General features: G+C 70.2%; 12 protein-coding genes. 6 read left to right on the top strand and 6 right to left on the bottom strand.

The features are described from left to right. Positions 1 to 45: 45 nt before the first annotated feature. The 6 genes from ASF45_RS22280 to ASF45_RS22305 all read right to left on the bottom strand — a co-directional run bounded on the left by ASF45_RS22280 (position 46) and on the right by ASF45_RS22305 (position 9,481). Positions 46 to 2,199 carry a M14 family zinc carboxypeptidase gene (locus tag ASF45_RS22280; RefSeq protein WP_056668071.1) on the bottom strand — a complete coding sequence of 718 codons (2,154 nt, stop codon included), beginning with the start codon at positions 2,197 to 2,199 and terminating at the stop codon, positions 46 to 48. Between the two features lie 324 nt (positions 2,200 to 2,523). Next, positions 2,524 to 3,210, bottom strand: coding sequence for a Fe2+-dependent dioxygenase (locus ASF45_RS22285; protein ID WP_056668074.1), 687 nt, complete (start codon positions 3,208 to 3,210; stop codon positions 2,524 to 2,526). Between the two features lie 19 nt (positions 3,211 to 3,229). Next, a complete protein-coding gene (locus tag ASF45_RS22290) occupies positions 3,230 to 5,506 on the bottom strand; it encodes a TonB-dependent siderophore receptor (RefSeq protein WP_063887746.1) in 2,277 nt (758 codons plus the stop codon). Positions 5,507 to 5,610: 104 nt separating this feature from the next. Then, positions 5,611 to 7,995: a TonB-dependent siderophore receptor gene (locus ASF45_RS22295; protein WP_056668078.1), complete on the bottom strand. Its 2,385-nt coding sequence runs from the start codon at positions 7,993 to 7,995 to the stop codon at positions 5,611 to 5,613. Continuing rightward, complete coding sequence (locus ASF45_RS22300) at positions 7,968 to 8,924, bottom strand: FecR domain-containing protein (protein WP_056668081.1); 957 nt, start codon at positions 8,922 to 8,924, stop codon at positions 7,968 to 7,970. The genes ASF45_RS22295 and ASF45_RS22300 overlap by 28 nt, the downstream gene beginning before the upstream one ends. Before the next feature lie 59 nt (positions 8,925 to 8,983). Then, positions 8,984 to 9,481 (bottom strand): sigma-70 family RNA polymerase sigma factor, encoded by a 498-nt coding sequence (locus ASF45_RS22305; protein WP_056668084.1) that lies wholly within the window; start codon positions 9,479 to 9,481, stop codon positions 8,984 to 8,986. Between the two features lie 170 nt (positions 9,482 to 9,651). Between ASF45_RS22305 and imuA the strand changes: the two genes are divergently transcribed. The 6 genes from imuA (at position 9,652) to ASF45_RS22335 (ending at position 17,470) form a co-directional block, all read left to right on the top strand. Then, positions 9,652 to 10,374 (top strand): translesion DNA synthesis-associated protein ImuA, encoded by a 723-nt coding sequence (gene imuA / locus ASF45_RS22310; RefSeq protein ID WP_056668086.1) that lies wholly within the window; start codon positions 9,652 to 9,654, stop codon positions 10,372 to 10,374. After that, positions 10,346 to 11,641: a hypothetical protein gene (locus ASF45_RS22315; RefSeq protein ID WP_056668089.1), complete on the top strand. Its 1,296-nt coding sequence runs from the start codon at positions 10,346 to 10,348 to the stop codon at positions 11,639 to 11,641. Before imuA ends, ASF45_RS22315 begins: the two co-directional genes overlap by 29 nt. 76 nt (positions 11,642 to 11,717) lie before the next feature. Continuing rightward, positions 11,718 to 14,942: an error-prone DNA polymerase gene (locus ASF45_RS22320; protein ID WP_056668786.1), complete on the top strand. Its 3,225-nt coding sequence runs from the start codon at positions 11,718 to 11,720 to the stop codon at positions 14,940 to 14,942. A 75-nt stretch (positions 14,943 to 15,017) separates the two neighbouring features. Then, complete coding sequence (locus ASF45_RS22325) at positions 15,018 to 15,893, top strand: serine protease (protein ID WP_156473144.1); 876 nt, start codon at positions 15,018 to 15,020, stop codon at positions 15,891 to 15,893. Between the two features lie 111 nt (positions 15,894 to 16,004). Continuing rightward, positions 16,005 to 16,505, top strand: coding sequence for a sigma-70 family RNA polymerase sigma factor (locus tag ASF45_RS22330; RefSeq protein ID WP_056668094.1), 501 nt, complete (start codon positions 16,005 to 16,007; stop codon positions 16,503 to 16,505). Continuing rightward, positions 16,502 to 17,470, top strand: coding sequence for a FecR domain-containing protein (locus ASF45_RS22335; protein ID WP_056668097.1), 969 nt, complete (start codon positions 16,502 to 16,504; stop codon positions 17,468 to 17,470). Before ASF45_RS22330 ends, ASF45_RS22335 begins: the two co-directional genes overlap by 4 nt. The last annotated feature ends 64 nt before the right edge of the window (positions 17,471 to 17,534 follow it).

The following is a 17,534-nucleotide window of genomic DNA, read 5'->3' on the forward strand; positions in this document are numbered from 1 at the left end:
GTGGGCTGCCGGGCCCGCGGCGCGGGCCCGGCGCATGGACTGGGCTCAGAGGCCGCTGGCCGCGGCCTGCTTGCGGCGACGTTGCAGGGCCAGGCCAGCCAGGCCGGCCAACACGGCCGCCAGGCCGCCGATCGCACCGCCGCCACCGCTGCTCTTGGCCTCGGCGACGTCCAGGAACGCGGCCGACACGGCGCCGGGCTTGCCGTCGCTGTTGGTGCCCTGCACATAGACCATGTGGCGGCCCGGCGCCAGGCCGGTCGTGTCGATCTGGCCGAACGCGCGCTTGGTCGCGTCCGGGAAATCGGACTTGGCCTGGTCGGAGGTGCCCAGTTCCAGCGGCTTGCCTTCGGCACCGGCCTCCCAGGGCATCTGGTCGATGTAGACCTTGGCGCTGGCGATGTTGTAGACCACCGGGTAGGGCGGCGGCAGGATGGTGGACTGGCCCGCGTTGCTGTAGCGGTAGCGGTTGTCGTCCACCAGCGCGGAGACGTTCACCTTGGTGCCGGCGGGCACGGCTGCGGTCTGCTCGACCTTCACGTCGACCGTGTCGGGGCCGAACGGCAGCTGGTAGACGCGGTGCAGCGCGCGGCTCATGTAGTGGAAGCCGTTGAAGTTCTCCGGATAGGTCTCGCGGTCGAACACGCCGCAGTCCTCGTAGAAGGAGCGGCCCATTTCCACCGTGTACGAGGGCGCGCCCAGGAAGCCGTAGAACGCGTCCTTGGTCGTGCCTTCGGTGTTGTAGCTGAGCAGCTGCTGCGACGAGTAGTTGTTGTGGTAGGCCAGGCGCTGGGCGATGACGGCCATGCCCTTGTTGTTGGGCGTGTGGGTGTTGAAGCCGTTCTCGGCACGCTCCACGCCCCAGGGCCACAGGATGGCGCGCGCATTGCTGTGCAGGTCGACGAACATGCCGCCCGGGTAGTCTTCGGACGCGCCGGTCTGCCAGTCGAGCTCGCCGCTGCCGTTGTTGGCGCGGTTCTGGGGGTTGCAGTAGGGGCCGGGGGTGCCGACCAAAGGCTTGCCTGCGCTGTCCACCGCCCACTTGTTGCGGCCGTCCGGCAGTGCGCCGCCTTCCCACTTGCACTGCGCCTGGTTCCAGGTGCCGCGCACGTAGTTCAGCACGGCCTGCGTTTCGGGTTCGGAGGCTGGGCTGGTGCCGCGGAAGGTCTCGCCGCAGATGTTGCCGTCCGAGCCGCCGGCACCGCCGGTGGCCCAGCCGAACGGGTAGTTGCGGTTCAGGTCGACGCCCGAGCCGAGCTGGCCGTTGGTGCCGGTGGTGCACAGCGCGGTCAGGTAGTTGGTGTTCTTGCGCTGGCGGGCCGAGCGGTCCTGTTCGGCGAGCTTGCGGCCGTCGGGGTTGTGGATGATGTAGTGGTACTGGTTGTTGTCCAGCATCATCGTGGCGTTGGGGTCCTTGCCGTAGTTGTCCAGCAGCCACTCGATGAACTTGGTGCCGACTTCCTGCGGGGCGTATTCCCGGGCGTGGATGCCGCCGGTCCAGACCATGCGTGGCACTTCCTTGCCTTCCTGCTTGGCGAAGTTGCCGACGACGATGGCGCGCACATCGTGCGGCTGGGCCGGGAACAGCGACAGGTTGAAGCGCTGCAGCAGGCTTTGCGGGATGAACTTGGCCAGCAGGCTGGTGTAGCTGGACCAGGAGTTGTCGTACTGGTTGTTGACGACGGTAGGCTCCTTGATCTGCGTCTTCATCCAGGCCGGGCCCAGCGTCTTGAGCTGCACCAGGTCCGGGTACTTGGCCTTGAGCTCGTCGAAGGTGGCGTAGGTCTGCTCCACGGTGCGGTAGCAGGAGTGCGTGCCGTCGGCGACCGAACTGGGCTGCTCGCGCGAGGAGCGCTGCAGCGCGCCGGAGGCCTGGTCGCGCGAGCGCGATGCGATGAAGGACTTGATCCGCGCCGTCTCCTCCACGTCGATCTGCACGCCGATGCCCAGGGCCTCGACGGCATGGAGTTCGGTGTCGCTGACCTCGGCATGGACGGTGCGGGTCTTCTGGTCCACATAGGGGTGGTCCAGCATGCCCGTCAGCTTGGACAGCTGGTCCTCGGAGGCGTAGGGGATCTTGACCGCATAGACCTGGTCCGGGTCACCGCCATGGGCATGGATGACCCCGGCGGCGCAGGCGAGGACGACGGAGGCCACGATGGCGGCGACCGGGGTCAGGCGGGGCGGATGGATTCGTTTCATCGAACGCTAACTCCTCAAAATGGACGTTTAGGCCGAAGGCTGCGGGCATCGGGGCGCCTGCAGGCCAGCGCTGGCCTCGAGCTCTTGGCGACCCGGGCTGCGTTCGGGAAGGGCAGCGGCCAGGGGCACACTGAACACAAGGCAGTTCACGTGCCAGCACCTGCGCGGCGTCAAAGCGCCTGCAAGTGCTTGTTTTGAAAGGAGAGCAATGCGGGGTGTGCCGCGCATCGCGGTCGGAAAACCGAACGCAAGGCGCTCGGGCGTTCGGAAGTCCGTGCGGTGACCTGCAGCGAGGCCGTGCGCATGGGCGCCTTCAGTCCGCTGTTAGAACTCCAGCCACATCCGCAGCAGGTTGTGGTAGGTCGCGGTGAGGCCGATCACGGCCGGATCGGTTTCGCCCACACGGCTGCGCAGGCTCATGAGATGCTGGTCCATGTCGTACAGCAGGCGGCGCTGCTCGTCGCTGCGGACCATGCTGTGGACCCAGAAGAAGCCAGCCAGGCGCGTGCCCTGCGCGACCGGCTCGACCCGGTGCACGCTGTGGCCGGGGTACAGCACCACGTCGCCGGCGGGCAGCTTGATCTTTTGCTGACCGTAGGTGTCTTCGATGACGAGTTCGCCGCCCGCGTACTCGTCGGGCTCGGCCAGGAACAGCGTGCAGGAGATGTCGGTGCGCACGCGGCCCGCGCCGCCAGGCAGGTAGCGCACCGCGCTGTCCACGTGGTTGCCGAAGCTGTTGGCCTCGCCGCCGTAGCGGTTGAACAGCGGCGGCGAGATCTGCTTGGGCAGCGCGGCGGAGAAGAACAGCGCATGCCGCGCAAGGCCGGCCAGTACCAGCTGCTGCAGCTGCTGTGCGGCTTCGCAGGACTCAGGCAGCTGCTGGTTGTTCTTGGCCTGCGCCGATTGCTCGCCCGCCGTCCTGCGGCCATCGCTCCAGGGCGCGTTGGCCAAGATCTGCCGGGCCCGGCGCACCTCTTCGGGCGTCAGGACCTGCTGGACGTGGACGAGCATCGGATGGCCTTTCCCGGGGTCAGAACTTCACGCCGAGCGTGAACTTCGCAGTGCGGGCTTCACCGGGCGTGTAGAAGCCAGGATACAGCTGGTCGCCGTAGACCTTGTTGGTGAGGTTGCTGACGTTGAGCTGCGCGTACACGTTGTCGGTGAACTGGTACTCGACCATGGCGTCGTAGGCAATGTAGCCTGGTGCGCTGGCCGTGGTGGAGGCGGCGCCGGTCGTGCCCTGCAGCGGGCGGTTGCGGGCGGCCCCACGTGCGCCGCCGGCCACGCGCAGCTTGGGCATGAGCTGGTAGCTGATCCAGGTGGCGCCCGAGTGCTTGGGCGTCAGGCCCACGGGTGAGCCCACGATACCGGCGGCCACCGCGGTGCCGACCTTGTCGATCTTGGCTTCGTGGGTCCAGGCGTACGACAGGTAGACCTCCAGGGCCGGCGTGATGCGGCCGACTACGTCGAACTCGACGCCCTGCGAATGGCGCTTGCCGGACAGCACGGGGAAATTGCCCGCGAAGTCGGAGTCGGTGGTGCGCTCGTTGTACTTCTCGGTGCGGAAGATCGCGGCACGCGTGGACAGCTGGCCGTCCAGCCAGTCGAGCTTGCCGCCGATCTCGATGTTGCGGCTCTTCTCGGCCGGCACGTCGGCCGTGCGCTGGTCGGTGTACTGGTAGGTATCGGCCGAGGTGTTGAACGAGGTGCCGTACGAGATGTGGTAAGACTGCGTGGCCGAGGGCTGGAACAGCACGCCGAAACGCGAGCTCCACAGCGAAGAGTACGACAGGTCGCTGGAGGTCTTGACGGCCGCGGCGCTGATGGTGTTCATGTCCGCCTTGAAGTTGTCGTAGCGCAGACCGCCCAGCAGCTTCCATTGCGGCGTCAGGTTCACCACATCCTGGATGTAGGCGCCGTAGGAGTGGCCGGAATAGTCGCTGCCCGGGCGGTAGACGGGGTCAACGGCGGTCCGGGTGCCGTCGTTGGGCGTGCCGACCGAGGTGCCGCCCTTGTTGAAGTTGGTGCCGACTAGGCCGGTGCCCGTGACGGCCACGAAACGGTCGGCTGACTCGCGTGCCGCGTCGACGCCGGTCAGGATCTCGTGCTTCATGCCCAGCCACTGGAAGCTGTTGCTGTAGTCGCTCTGCACGTAGGTGCCGCGGATCTTGTCCTTGCGGGGTGCCAGTCCGCTGCGGGTCATGGCGGTCTGGTCAGTCAGCGTGGCCGCGGTGACGGCCGGCGTGCCGGCCGGGCAGGTACCGGTGGCGGTGAGAGCTACGCCACAGTAGCCAGCCGTGGTGCCCCAGGAAGCACGGTGGAACACGCCGCTGCGCATTTGCGTGCGCAGCTCGCCACCGCCTCCAGCGAAGCGGTGCTTCCAGGACGCCGCGCCGTAGGTGGCCTCGCCGCGCAGGTAGTCGCTGTCGGTGCCGTAGAAGTTGCGCGCAGAGATGTCCTTGGCGACGCTGCCGGACAGGTAGCGCAGCGAGGACATCGGCACGTTGTCGGTGTTCAGGTAGAACAGGCCGACCGAGAACTCGTCGGCCGTGCCGATGCCCCAGCGGTAGGTGGGCGCGATGCCTTCCTTGTCGATCTCAGCGCCGAAGTTGCTGGCCTTTTGCTTCATGACGTTCACGCGCAGCGCGGCGTTCTCGCCCACGATGGCATTGAAGTCGCCGGTCACGCGGATGCTGCCGCCTGTGCCGACGGTGGTCACCACCTCCTGCTCGGTGATGAGCTTGGGCTGCTTGGTCACCTGGTTGATCACGCCGCCGGTGGAGCCACGGCCGAACAGCATGGAAGCCGAGCCGCGCATGACCTCGATGCGGTCGTAGTTGAAGCTGTCCCGGTCGTACTGCGAGGGATCCTTCATGCCGTCGATCAGCAGGTCGCCCGTGGTGGCCACCGGGAAGCCGCGCATGCGGATGTCCTGGTCCGTGCCATTCTCGGTAGCGGCGAAGGTGATACCGGCGGTGTAGTGCAACGCCTGCTTGAGTGTCTCCAGCTTCGCGTCGTCGATCAGCCTTTCGGTCATGACGGTGATGGACTGGGGAATGTCGCGGATTTCCTGTTGACCCTTGCCGATGGTGGTGCGGTTGGTCTGCAGGTTCTCCTTGGAGTTCTCTTCCGCGGTGGCCTTGACGTTGACCTGGGGCAGGCTGGCGCCCGTGGCCGTGGTCTGGGCGCCGACAGCGCAGGACGCCACCATCAGGCCGAAGCCGGCGGCAAGCGCCCCCAAAGGCAGGATGGGGTTGGAGGCGTCGGGCTGTTGCGCGGTTGCGCGCAAGTGCTTGGTGTGGGTCATGGTCGTTACGTCGTTGCTGGTGGACAAGGAAGTTCTGTGCTGAGAGCTCTTCCACCACCTGCCGCACGAGATCCGAAAAGGGGAACTGCGGTATGTCGCGAGCTTCAGAACGCCGTGCTCAACGCCAGCCGCAGCGTGCGCGGCGCCCCCGGCATGGTGTTGTTGTTGCTGTGCGCGAACGCGTAGTAGCGCCGGTCCAGCAGGTTCTCGACGTTGGCCTGCACGCGCAGACCGGGCGCGGGCGTGTAGTACAGCGCGGCGTCCACCCGCGCGTAGCCGGGCAGGCGCACGCTGTTGTCGGTGCTCGCGAACACCATGCCGCGCAGGCTGGCTCCCAGGCCCATGGCCCATTGCGGGTTCAGCGCCACGCGGTTCCACAGCGAGAGGCTGTGGCGCGGCACGTGCGGCATGACGGCGCCCGCGGGCGCGGCCGGCGATTGCGTGGCGCGCACGCGGCTGTCCTGCCAGGCGTAGGCACCCATCACCTGCCAGCCGGGGCGCCAGTTGCCCGACAGGCCCAGTTCCAGGCCACGCGTGCGCTGGCCGTCGATCAGGGCCTGGGTGTTGGTGGCCATGTCCGTCACGCTCGCGTTGCGACGGTCCAACTGGTAGAGCACGGCGCTGGCTTCCAGGCCGGGCCGTGGGCGCCATTTGGCACCGAGTTCGTGGTTGACGAACTGCTCGGGGCGCAGGGCCTGGTTGCCCGGGTTCAGCCCGATGAGCTGCTCGCCGGCGCGTGGCGCATAGCCCACGCTGCTGCCCAGGTACAGCGAGAGCGCGTCGTGCACCTGCCAGAGCAGGGCGGCGCGCGGCGACCAGAGCTGGTCCTGGCTGGACGGCGCGCGGTTCTGGGCGATGTCCTGCATGCGCACCGAGAGGCTGTCGTGCCGCAGGCCCAGCGTGGCCTGCCACTGGGGTGTGAAGCGGATCCTGTCCTGCAGGTACAACGCGACCTGGCGCGCCTCGCTGCGGCTGTTGGGGTCGCCCGGCCGGCTGCGCCAGGTCAGCGGCACCCAGGACGTGGGTTGCGAGACCGGCAGGTAGAGCGTGGTGCTGCCGTCGGCGAAGAACCCGGTCTCGCGCCAGTTGTCGCCGGCCTGGCGCGACAGCTCGATGCCGGCCAGCAGCTGGTGCTCCACGGCGCCCTGCATCCAGGACCAGCCGAGATCGGTCTGGCTGCTGGTGTTCTGGCGCCGCGTGCGGCTGTTGTGCGCCAGCAGCGCCACCTCGCGCTGGCCGGCGTTCTCGCGCACGCTGCCGGCGAACACGTTCTGGAAGAACTTGTCGTAGTCGGCATGGCGCAGCCGGCTTTGCAGGCGCAGGCCATCGCCCAGGTCCACTTCGAGCTGCGCGCTCAGCGCATTCAGGCGCACCCAGGTGAAGCTCTCGTCGGGGTTGCCGAAGAAGCTGGCGCGGTCGGTGGCGAGCGGTCGGCCGTTCCAGGACGGGATACCGCGGTCGTCGGTGCGCCTGTCCTGGAAATGCTCGTAACCCAGGGTCAGCTGGGCCCGGCCCGGCAGGCGCCAGCGCACGACCGGGTTCACCCCCAGGCGGCGCAGCTGGAAGCCGTCGCGCCAGCCGTCCGATGTCTCGTGGAGCAGGTTCAGGCGCGAGGCCAGGTCGGTGCCGTGGACCTGCGTGCTGTCCAGCGTCACGCGGCGTTGCCGGTCGGTGCTGGTGGCCAGTGTCAGCTCGCGCCTGGTGCTCCAGTCCGGTGCCTTGCCCACGCGGTTGATCAGGCCGGCCACCGCGCCATGGCCGACCAGCATGGCATCGGGCCCGCGCAGGGCTTCCACGCGCTCGACGTTGTAGAGGTCGCGGTAGTAGGGCATGTCGTCGCGCAGGCCGTCGACGAGGAAGGCCGCCGTCGTGCTGAGGCCGCGGAACACCGGCGTGTCGCGGTTGCCTTCGCCCTGGGCCGCGCCGACGCCGGGCACGTAGCGCAGCAGCTCCGCGATGTTTTGCACCGCCAGGTCGGCGATGAAGTCCTGTGTCAGGACCGTGAGCGACTGCGGCAGTTCCTGCAGCGGCGTGGCGCTGCGCGTGAGGGCCGGCGCGGCGGTGCTGGTGTAGGCCGGCGCGTCGACGAAGGCGGGCGCGCGCACCGTCACCTGGGGCAGCACGGTGGGCGTGGCGGCGGCATCGGGGGGGCGGGCCGCGGGCGGCGGCGGCGTGGCGGCGGCCTGGCGCAGCGTGTAGTGCGGGCCTTCCTGCACCAGCTCCAGGCCCGAGCCCTCCAGCAATTGGCCGAAGGCCTGCGGCAACGCGTAGCGGCCCTGCACGCCGGGTGTGCTGCGCGCGTCCAGCAGGCGCGCATCCGCCGAGAACAGCACACCGGCCTCGGCCGCGAGCTGGGCCAGTGCGCGGCCCAGCGGACCGGCAGGAATGCGCCAGTCGCGCACCGCGGTGGCGGCGGGCTGTGCCCAGGCCGATGCGACGGCCAGCAGCAGGGCGCAGGCGCTCAGGCGGCTTCGATGCGCACGAACCATGGCATGGGCCGGAACACGCGCACCGGCAGGCTGCGTTCCAGCGCCTGCCAGATCTGCTCGGGCTGGTCCAGCGGGTAGGCGCCGACCACGCGCAGCCCGGCCACCTCGGGCGCGCAGGCCAGGTGGCCGCGCCGGTGGCGTGCGAGTTCGGCCACCAGCTCGGCCAGGCGCATGCCATCGGCCACGAGCATGCCGCGCGTCCAGGCATCGCCGTGGGGTGGGGCGGCCTGGGCCGTGCCGGCGCCCTGGGCGTCGAAGCGCAGCTGCTGGCCAGTCGGCAGCAGCAGGTCCTGCGCCAGCGTGCGCGGCTGCACGCGCACCGCGCCTTCGAACACGGTCACCTGGCAGGCGTCGCCCTCGCGCCGGACGGAAAAGCGCGTGCCTTCGGGGCGCAGCCAGCCTGCATCGAGCGCGACCTCGAAGGGCCGCGCCGGCTGCGCGCTGTCGGCCGCCGTGTCGATGCGCAGTTCGCCGCGCAGCAGTTGCAGCTGGCGTTGCCGGCCGTCAAAGGCCAGGCGCACGATGCTGTCGGTGTTGAGCCAGAGCCGGCTGCCGTCGGGCAGCAGGGCTTCGCGGCGTTCGCCCACGGCGGTGGCGTGGTCGGCCGTCCAGCGCTGCCAGCCTTGCTCGCGCAGACCGGCAAAGGCCAGCAGGCCACCACCGGCGGCCAGGCCCATGCGCTTCATGTGGTGGCGGCGGCTGCGGTCCAGCTGGCCGAAGGCGCTGCGGGTCGCGCTGCGGTCCAGCCGCGGCGACAGTTGGTCGAACTGGCGGCTCAGCGCCTCGACGCGGTCCCAGGCCTCTGCGTGGCGCGGATCGGCAGCCAGCCACTGGCGCCAGCGCTGGCGTTCGCCTTCGTTCGTCGCACTGTCCTGCAGGGTGGCGAACCATTCGGCCGCTTCGCGCAGCACGGCATCTGCCGTGTTCATTGGACTAGCCTCCACGCTGTGCGCGGAGGTGCGCGCCTCTTCGGGCGGCCGGGCGAGGCTCATGCATGGTTCAGCAGCAGGCTGTGCATGGCCTGCGCCATGTACTTCTTGACCATGCGGTCGGAGACGCCGAGCTCGGCAGCGATCTCGGCATAGCCCAGGCCGTCCAGCCGCGCCAGCAGGAAGGCCTGGCGTGCCTTGGTGGACAGGCCGGCCAGCAGTGTGTCGACTTGCTGCAGCGCCTCCAGCGCCAGCGCCTGTTCTTCGGGTGAGCCAGCCAGGGTCTGGCCCTGCGTGGCCAGCGCGTCCAGGTAGGCGCGCTCCAGTTCCAGCCGGCGCCAGTGCGAGACCACCAGCCCGTGCGCCACCGTGGTCAGGAAGGCGCGGGGCTCGCGCAGCGCGGCGGAGGCCTGCGACAGCAGCACCTTGAGGAAGGTGTCGTGCGTGAAGTCCTCGGCCTTGTGCGGGCAGCCCAGCTTGCGGTGCAGCAGCGTCTGCAGCCAGCTGCGGTGCTCGGCGTACAGGGAGCCGACGGACTCTGGGTGGGTGGGCTGCATGGGCAGGGCGAAAAGGACTGAAAACGTTTCTCATTCGATTCTACGGTCCGCTCTCTGGCGCACCGCTGCGGCTGGTGCCGGGTGTGACATCCATAAGACAGTGCGGCGGCTTGACCGGGCCGGCGCGGGCTGGATAATGCTGTACGAATAACCAGTAAATTGTGAACCCCATGGCGTCCTCTTCTTTGCCGGAGCGGGCCGATGTCTGGCGTGGCGATGCGCTGGGCCTGGCCCCGGCCGCTGCCTTGCCCAGCGGCCACGCGGTGCTGGACGCCGAACTGCCCGGTGGCGGCTGGCCCGCGGCCGGGCTGACCGAGCTGCTGCAGGCCCGCTCGGCCTGCCACGACTGGCGCGTGCTGCTGCCGGCACTGGCGCAGCTGGTCGCCGCTGCGCGCGGCCCGGTGGCCCTGGTCGGTGCGCCCCAGGGCCTGCAGCCCTTCGCGCCGGCACTGGCCGCGCAGGGCCTGCCGGCCGCCCGGCTGCTGTGGGTATGCACTGAGGAAGACAAGGCGCGGCTGTGGGCGGCCGAGCAGGCGGTGCGCTGCGCCGATGTGCCGGCCGTGCTGGCCTGGCTGCCGCGCGTGCGGGCCGACGGGCTGCGCCGGCTGCACCTGGCCGCGCTCGACCATGGCAAGCCGCTGTTCGCCTTCCGGCCGGCCGCGGCGCAGGCCGAATCTTCGCCGGCGCCGCTGCGGCTGCGGCTGGAGGGCGAGGCGGCACTGCAGGTGCTGGTGTTCAAGCGCCGCGGCCCGCCCATGGCCAGGCCGCTCACGCTGCCGGCCGAGGCGCCGGCACTGGCTGCACTGCTGGCACTGCGCCGGCGTGCCAGTGCTGCGCAGCCGGCCGTGCCAACCGAGACCCGCCATGGCCTGGATCGCCCTGTCACCGCCTGAGGAGCAGCTGCAGGCCTGGTGCTGGCAGGCGCTGCGCTTCACGCCGCGCGTGGCCGTGGAGCAGGGCTGCGTGCTGCTGGAGGTGGCCAGCACGCTGCGGCTGTGGGGCGGCCTGCGCGCGCTGTTGCAGCAGTTGCTGCAGCCGGGCGCATTGCAGCCGTGCCGGGCCTGGGCACGCGGCCGCACGGCCCCGGTCGCGCTGGCACTGCTGTTGCTGAAATGCCAGGACCGTGCACCGCCCGAGCAGGTGCCGGACGGCTTGCCGCTCGACACGCTCGCAGCCGCGGCGGCGGCCCTGGCCGTCCTCGAGCGCACCGGTTGCCGCAGCTTCGGCGCATTGCGCGCGCTGCCGCGTGCCGGCGTGGCGCGCCGTTTCGGTGCCGCCTTGCTGGAGGCGCTGGACCAGGCCTACGGCGAGCGCCCGGCCGCATACGACTGGTGCCGGCTGCCGCCCGTGTTCGACCAGAACCTGGAGCTGCCCGCCATCGCCACCGCCGCGCCCGAGCTGCTGTGGACCGGCCAGCGCCTGCTGGACGCGCTGCACACCTGGCTGCGCGCGGGCCAGCGCGGTGTGCTGGCGCTGGAACTGGAGTGGACGCACGACCTGCGCCGGATCGACGGCCGCAGCCTGCCGCGCCTGGACCGCCTGCCCATCCGCACGGCCCGGCCCACCCAGGACATGGCACACCTGCGCCGGCTGTTGCTCGAGCACCTGCAGCACCGGCACCTGGCCGCGCCGGCCAACCACCTGCGCCTGCGCACGCTGGAGGTGGCGCCGCTGCCCAATGCCAGCGCCAGCCTGCTGCCCGAGGAGCGGCAGCAGGGCGAGCCCCTGCACGCGCTGGTCGAGCGCCTGGCCGCGCGCCTGGGCGCGGACCGCGTGCTGGTGCCCCGGCTCGTGGCCGACCACCGGCCCGAATGCATGCAGCGCTGGGTGCCCGCGCAGGAGGCGCAGCAGGGCGGCGCGCCGACCGCCGAGGAACTGGCGCCCGACGCCGCGCTGTACCCGGCCTGGCTGCTGCGCGAACCCTTGCCGCTGGACATGGACCGGCAGGGCCAACCCGTCTTCCATGGTCCGCTGCAGTTGCTGGCCAGGCCGCGCCGCGTGGATGGGGCGGGGTGGTGGGATCTGGACGCCGCCCAGCCCGCCATGCGCGACTACCGGCTGGCCCGCAGCGCGACAGGGGGCCTGCTGTGGCTGTACAGCGAGCGGCCGCACAGCGGCCAGGCCGAACCGCGCTGGTTCCTGCAGGGCGCCTATGCCTGATCCCTCGCGCAATGCCCAGGAGAAGGACGAAGAACGCGATCCCTGGCAATGGCCCTTGCCACAGCCCGTGTCCGACATGGCGGATCCGCTGGGCGATTACACCGAGCTGCATTGCATCAGCAACTTCAGCTTCCAGCGCGGCGCCTCGCACCCGGCCGAGCTCGTGGTGCGGGCCTACCGCCTGGGCTACCGCGGGCTGGCGCTGACCGACGAATGCTCCGTGGCCGGCGTGGTGCGTGCGTACATGGCGCTCAAGGACTACGAGACCATGCTGGAAGAGGCGGAGCAAAAGCACGGGCAGCGCTACAGGCGTGATTTCCGGTTCCTGCCCGGCAGCGAGTTCGCCTTGCCCGGTTGCCGCCTGGTGGTGTTGCCGCACGACCTCGTGGGCTGGGGCCAGCTGTGCGAACTGATCTCGCACGCGCGCCGGCACCAGCAGGTCGACAAGGGCGACTACCGCATCGGCTGGGACGACGACTGGGCCTCGCTGCGCAACTGCGAAATTCTCTGCGTGCCCGACCGCCACTCTGCGCCGGACCCGCTGCGACTGCGCGCCACCTTGCGCCGGCTGCATGCGCTGTTCGGCCGACGGCTGTGGCTGGCGGTCGAGCTCGCCGGCGCGGCCGACGACGCGCTGTGGCTGCGCCAACTGCGCCAGCTGTCCGCCTTGACCGGCGTGTCCCTGGTCGCGGCCGGCGGCGTGCTCATGCATGCGCGTGCGCGCAAGCCCCTGCACGACGTGCTGACGGCCGTGCGCCTGGGCAAGCCCGTGGCCGACTGCGGCTTCGCGCTCGAGCCCAATGCCGAGCGGCGGCTGCGCTCGCGCGTGACCTTGCGGCAGATCTATCCGCAAGAGCTGCTGGCGGCGACCGAGACGGTGCGCCAACGCTGCCAGTTCGACCTGAAGGAGATCGCCTACCACTACCCGCGAGAAGCACTCCCCCTGGGGCTCTCGCCCACCGAAGCCTTGCGTCGGCTGACCTATGCCGAGGCCGAGCGACTGCGCTATCCGGGTGGCATGCCCGAAGACATCCGGCACCAGGTCGAGACGGAGTTGAAACTCATCGCCGACTGCGAGTACGAAATGTTCTTCCTGACCGTGCACGACATCGTGCGCGAGGCGCGCCGCCTGGGCATCCTGTGCCAGGGCCGTGGCTCGGCCGCCAATTCGGTGGTCTGCTACTGCCTGGGCATCACCGCGGCTGACCCGCAGCTGTCGCACCCGCTGATGGAACGCTTCATCAGCAAGGAGCGCCGGAAAGATCCACCCGACATCGACGTCGACTTCGAGCACGAGCGCCGCGAGGAGGTGATCCAGTACATCTACCGGAAGTACGGCGCCGACCGTGCCGCCATCGCTGCCGTGGTCATCAGCTACCGGCGCCGCAGCGCGATCCGCGACGTGGGCGCGGCACTGGGCATTCCGGCCGCGCTCGTCGATGCCTTCGCCAAGGAGCACCACTGGTTCGACGCCGGTCTGATCGGCGAGCGCCTGCCGGTGCTGCTGGAGGCGCTCAAGATCGACATCGATCCGCGCCGCGTGCTGCAGTGGGTCGTGCTGGCAGAGCAGTTGCGCGGTTTTCCGCGCCACCTGAGCCAGCATGTGGGCGGCTTCGTGCTGACCGAAGGCCGGCTCACCAGCCTCGTGCCCATCGAGAAGGCCTCCATGAAGGACCGCTCGGTGATCCAGTGGGACAAGGACGACCTGGAGCGCATGGGCCTCATGAAGGTCGACGTGCTGGCGCTGGGCATGCTCACGGCACTGCGCCGCTGCCTGGACTTCGTGAACCCGCTGCGCGGCCGGCAATGGGACCTGTCCGGCATCCCCATCGAGGATGCCGAGACCTACGACATGATCTGCCAGGCCGACACGGTCGGCGTGTTCCAGATCGAGAGCCGCGCGCAGATGTCCATGCTGCCGCGGCTGAAGCCGCGCGTGTTCTACGACCTCGTGGTCGAGGTCGCCATCGTGCGGCCCGGGCCGATCGAAGGCGGCATGGTGCATCCCTACCTGAAGGCCCGCGCGCAACGTGACAAGGGTGAACCCATCCGTTACGAGAAACCCGCTCTGATCCCCGCCTTGGAGCGCACCCTGGGCGTGCCCATCTTTCAAGAGCAGGTCATGCAGTTGGCCGTCATCGCCGCCGGCTTCACCAACGGCGAAGCCGACCAACTGCGCCGCTCCATGGCCGCCTGGAAGAAGGAGGGCGACATCACGCCCTGGCGCAAGCGCTTGATCGACGGCATGGTGGCCAAGGAGTACAGCGAAGAATTCGCCGAGCGCATCTACAAGCAGGTCTGCGGCTTCGGCGAGTACGGCTTCCCCGAGAGCCACGCCTACAGCTTCGCCTTGCTGGCCTATGCCAGCAGCTGGTTCAAGTGCCACGAGCCGGCGGCCTTCCTGGCCGCGCTGCTGAACTCCCAGCCCATGGGCTTCTACCCGCCGTCCCAGCTCGTGCAGGACGCGCTTCGCCACGGCGTCGAAGTGCGCGCGGCCGACGTGTCCTACAGCGACTGGGACGCCGCGCTGGAAGATGCGCCCGGCATGCGCGCGCGGCCCGCACCAGAAGGCCAGCCCGCCGTGCGCCTGGGCCTGCGCCTGGTCAAGGCCTTCAACAAGCCGGCCGCCGAGCGCATCGTCGAAGCCCGCGCCGCCGGCCCCTTCGCCGACGTCGAAGACCTCTCGCTGCGCGCCGCGCTGGACCGGCGCGAACTCGACGCGCTGGCCGCGGCCGATGCCTTGCAATCCCTGGCCGGCCACCGCCGCCAGCAGGTCTGGGAAGCCGCCGCGCGCCACCGCGCGCCGGCCTTGCTGCGCGGCGCGCCCGTGCACGAGGCCCAACTGTCGCTGCTGCCGGCCAAGGAGGGCGAGGAGATCCTGTTCGACTACGACGCCACGGGCCTCACGCTGCGCCGCCACCCGCTGGCCCTGCTGCGCGAGCGCCTGGCGCGCTGGCGCATCCTGAATGCCGCGCAGTTGAACGAACTGCCGCACGGCCGGCGCGTGCGCGCCTGCGGCCTGGTCACGGTGCGCCAGCAGCCCGGCACGGCCAAGGAAACCATCTTCGTGACGCTGGAGGACGAGACCGGCCCGGTCAACGTGATCGTCTGGAAACGCGTGCGCGAGCAGCAGCGCGAACCGCTGCTCAAGGCGCGCCTGCTGGCCGTCGAGGGCCTGTGGCAGCGCGACGTGGACAGCGGCGGCCAGGTGCGCCACCTCGTGGCCGAGCGGCTGCGCGACCTCACACCCTGGCTGGGCCGGCTGGGGCAGCAGCGCAGCCGCAGCCGGGATTTCCATTGATTTGCGGAAACCCCGGACCCATCTGCTCGGTTAGCATCCGAAACATCTGTGTGACACCTTGCAGCGCGTCTTGACATGCCACTTGCCGGATCGCAAAAACTGACCGATGAGGTGGGCTACTGCGTTGCACGCATCGAGTGCGACACGCCCACTGGCGTGCAGTGCGGCACCGGCTTCTTCTTCGCCTTCCAGCTGGAGAACGGCAAGCGCAGCCCCTGCCTGATCACGAGCCGCCACGTGGTGCACGGCGCGCGCAGCGGCCGCTTCTTCATCACGCGCAAGGACGCCGATGGCCGGCTGCAGCCCCAGCAACCGCTGGAATGCCGCATCCCCGATTTCGAGGACAAGTGCCATCCGCACCCCGATCCCTCGATCGACCTGGTGCTGGTGTTCGCCGGTGCCAGCCTGCAGGCCATCAAGGCCGAAGGCAACGACTACCACATCACCTACCTGTCGCGTTCGGCCATCCTGCCGCGCGAGCAGCGCGCCGAGCTGGCCCACCTGGAAGCCGTCGCCGTGCTGGGCTATCCGCTGGGCCTGTGGGATCCGCAGCAGCTGCAACCCGTGGCGCGCCTGGGCATCACGGCCACCCACGCCGACCTGCCGTATGGCGGTGCGCCGCAGTTCCTGGTCGACGCCCCCTGCCACCCCGGCATGGGCGGCGCGCCGGTGTTCCTGTGCACGCCGGCCACCGCAGGCGAGGGGAGCATGCCAGCGCAGCGCTCGCCCGGCGTGGCCCTGCTGGGCGTGCTCTATGCACAGCGCCATGCCCACTTGCAGGGCGAGACGGGGGTCGAACCGCTGGTCGGCCGCATGCGTGCCGGCCGGCCCGTGCCACCGACGCCTCTGCCGGGCCCGGCGCCGCTGGGCGCGGTGCTCAGCACCGACAAGATCCTGGATTTCGAGCCGCTGGTGCGGGCGATGATCCACGGCTACATCAGCAAGTACTGAACCAGGGGTCGGTGCGGCCTCCATGGCCGGCATGGTGCCCAGGACGCGCCTTGCAGAGCGCAGCAGGTTTCGGCGGACCTACAATGAGGGAATAAGAATTCTTCTCATCCAGTGAATCCGCACCAGCCCCTGATCCAGTTCTACCAGCAGCACCACAGCTGGCTGCGCGGCTGGCTGCAGCGCCGGCTCGGGCATGCGGGCGATGCGGCCGACTTCGCGCACGACACCTACCTGCGCGTGATCGAATCGCGCACCGCGCTGGAGGACATCCGTGAGCCGCGCGCCTTCCTGACCACTGTGGCGCGGCGCGTCATGGTCAGCCACCTGCGCCGGCGCGAGGTCGAGCGTGCCTACCTCGACGCGCTGGCCCACCTGCCCGAGAACCTCGCACCCTCTCCCGAGGAGCGTGCCATCGTGCTGGAGACGCTGCTGGAGATCGACCGCATCCTGGACGGCCTGCCGGCCAAGGTGCGCCAGGCCTTCCTGTGGGCCCAGCTCGACGGCCTGTCCTATGCCGAGATCGCCGAGCGGCTGGGCGTCTCGCTGAGCTCGGTCAAGCAGTACATGGCGCGCGCCATCCGCCAGTGCTATTTCCCACAGAGCGCGGCATGACGGGGGCCACCCTGCTGCCGGCGGCCGTGGTCGATGCCGCCGTCGAATGGCTGGTGCACCTGTGGTCGGGCGAGGCGACCGAGGCCAGCCGTGCGCAATGGCGGCGCTGGCGTGCCGCGGACCCGTTGCACGAGCAGGCCTGGCGCCATGTCGAAACCACCGATGCGCGCTGGCGCACGGGCGCACCGGGCCTTTCCGCCGCCCTGGCCGGTCGGCCGGTGGCCCCGCAACGGCGCCGTGCGTTGGGCGGCATGGCCGCGCTGGCCGTGGCCGGCCTGGCGGTCTATGCCGGCCGCGAGCAGATGGCCACGCGCGGCTGGCTGGCCGAGGTGCGCACCGCCAAGGGCGAGCAGCGCCGGTTGCAGCTGCCAGACGGCACCCAGTTGCTGCTGAACACCGCCACCGCGCTCGACATCGATTTCAGCCCCACGCTGCGCCGGCTGCGCCTGCACAGTGGCGAACTGTTGATCGCCACCGCGCCAGACACCCAGGTCCTGAGGCGTCCCTTCGTGGTCGACACGCCGGCCGGCCGTGCCCAGGCGCTCGGCACGCGCTTCACGGTGCGCCACGACGCCGACGGCCCGCACGCCCAGGCCACCCGGGTCGCCGTGTTCGAGGGCGCGGTGGAACTGCGCGGCGCGGCCTCCGTGCTGCGCATCGGCGCCGGCCAGGCCGCCCGGCTGCAAGCCGATGGCATGGCCGCCGAAGCGCTGCCACCGCCGCCCGCGCCGGCCTGGGCCGACGGCGTGCTGGTGGCCTCCGACATGCGGCTGGACGCCTTCGTGGACGAGCTGCGCCGCTACCGGCCCGGCCTCATCCAGCTGGCGCCAGAGGTGGCCGGCCTGCGCCTGTCGGGTGTGTTCCCGCTGGCCGACACCGACCGCATCCTGCAGGCCCTGGTGCAGGTGCTGCCGGTGCAGGTGCGCGTGCCCGTGCGCTACTGGGTGCGCATCGGGCCTGCCTGAGGTCTGCACCTTTTCGCGCCTCGCGCGACAAGGAGGGGAGAGCCACCTTTTCCTCCTCCTTTCC

Source organism: Pseudorhodoferax sp. Leaf265, from assembly GCF_001422365.1.
Classification (GTDB): Bacteria; Pseudomonadota; Gammaproteobacteria; order Burkholderiales; family Burkholderiaceae_C; genus Pseudorhodoferax.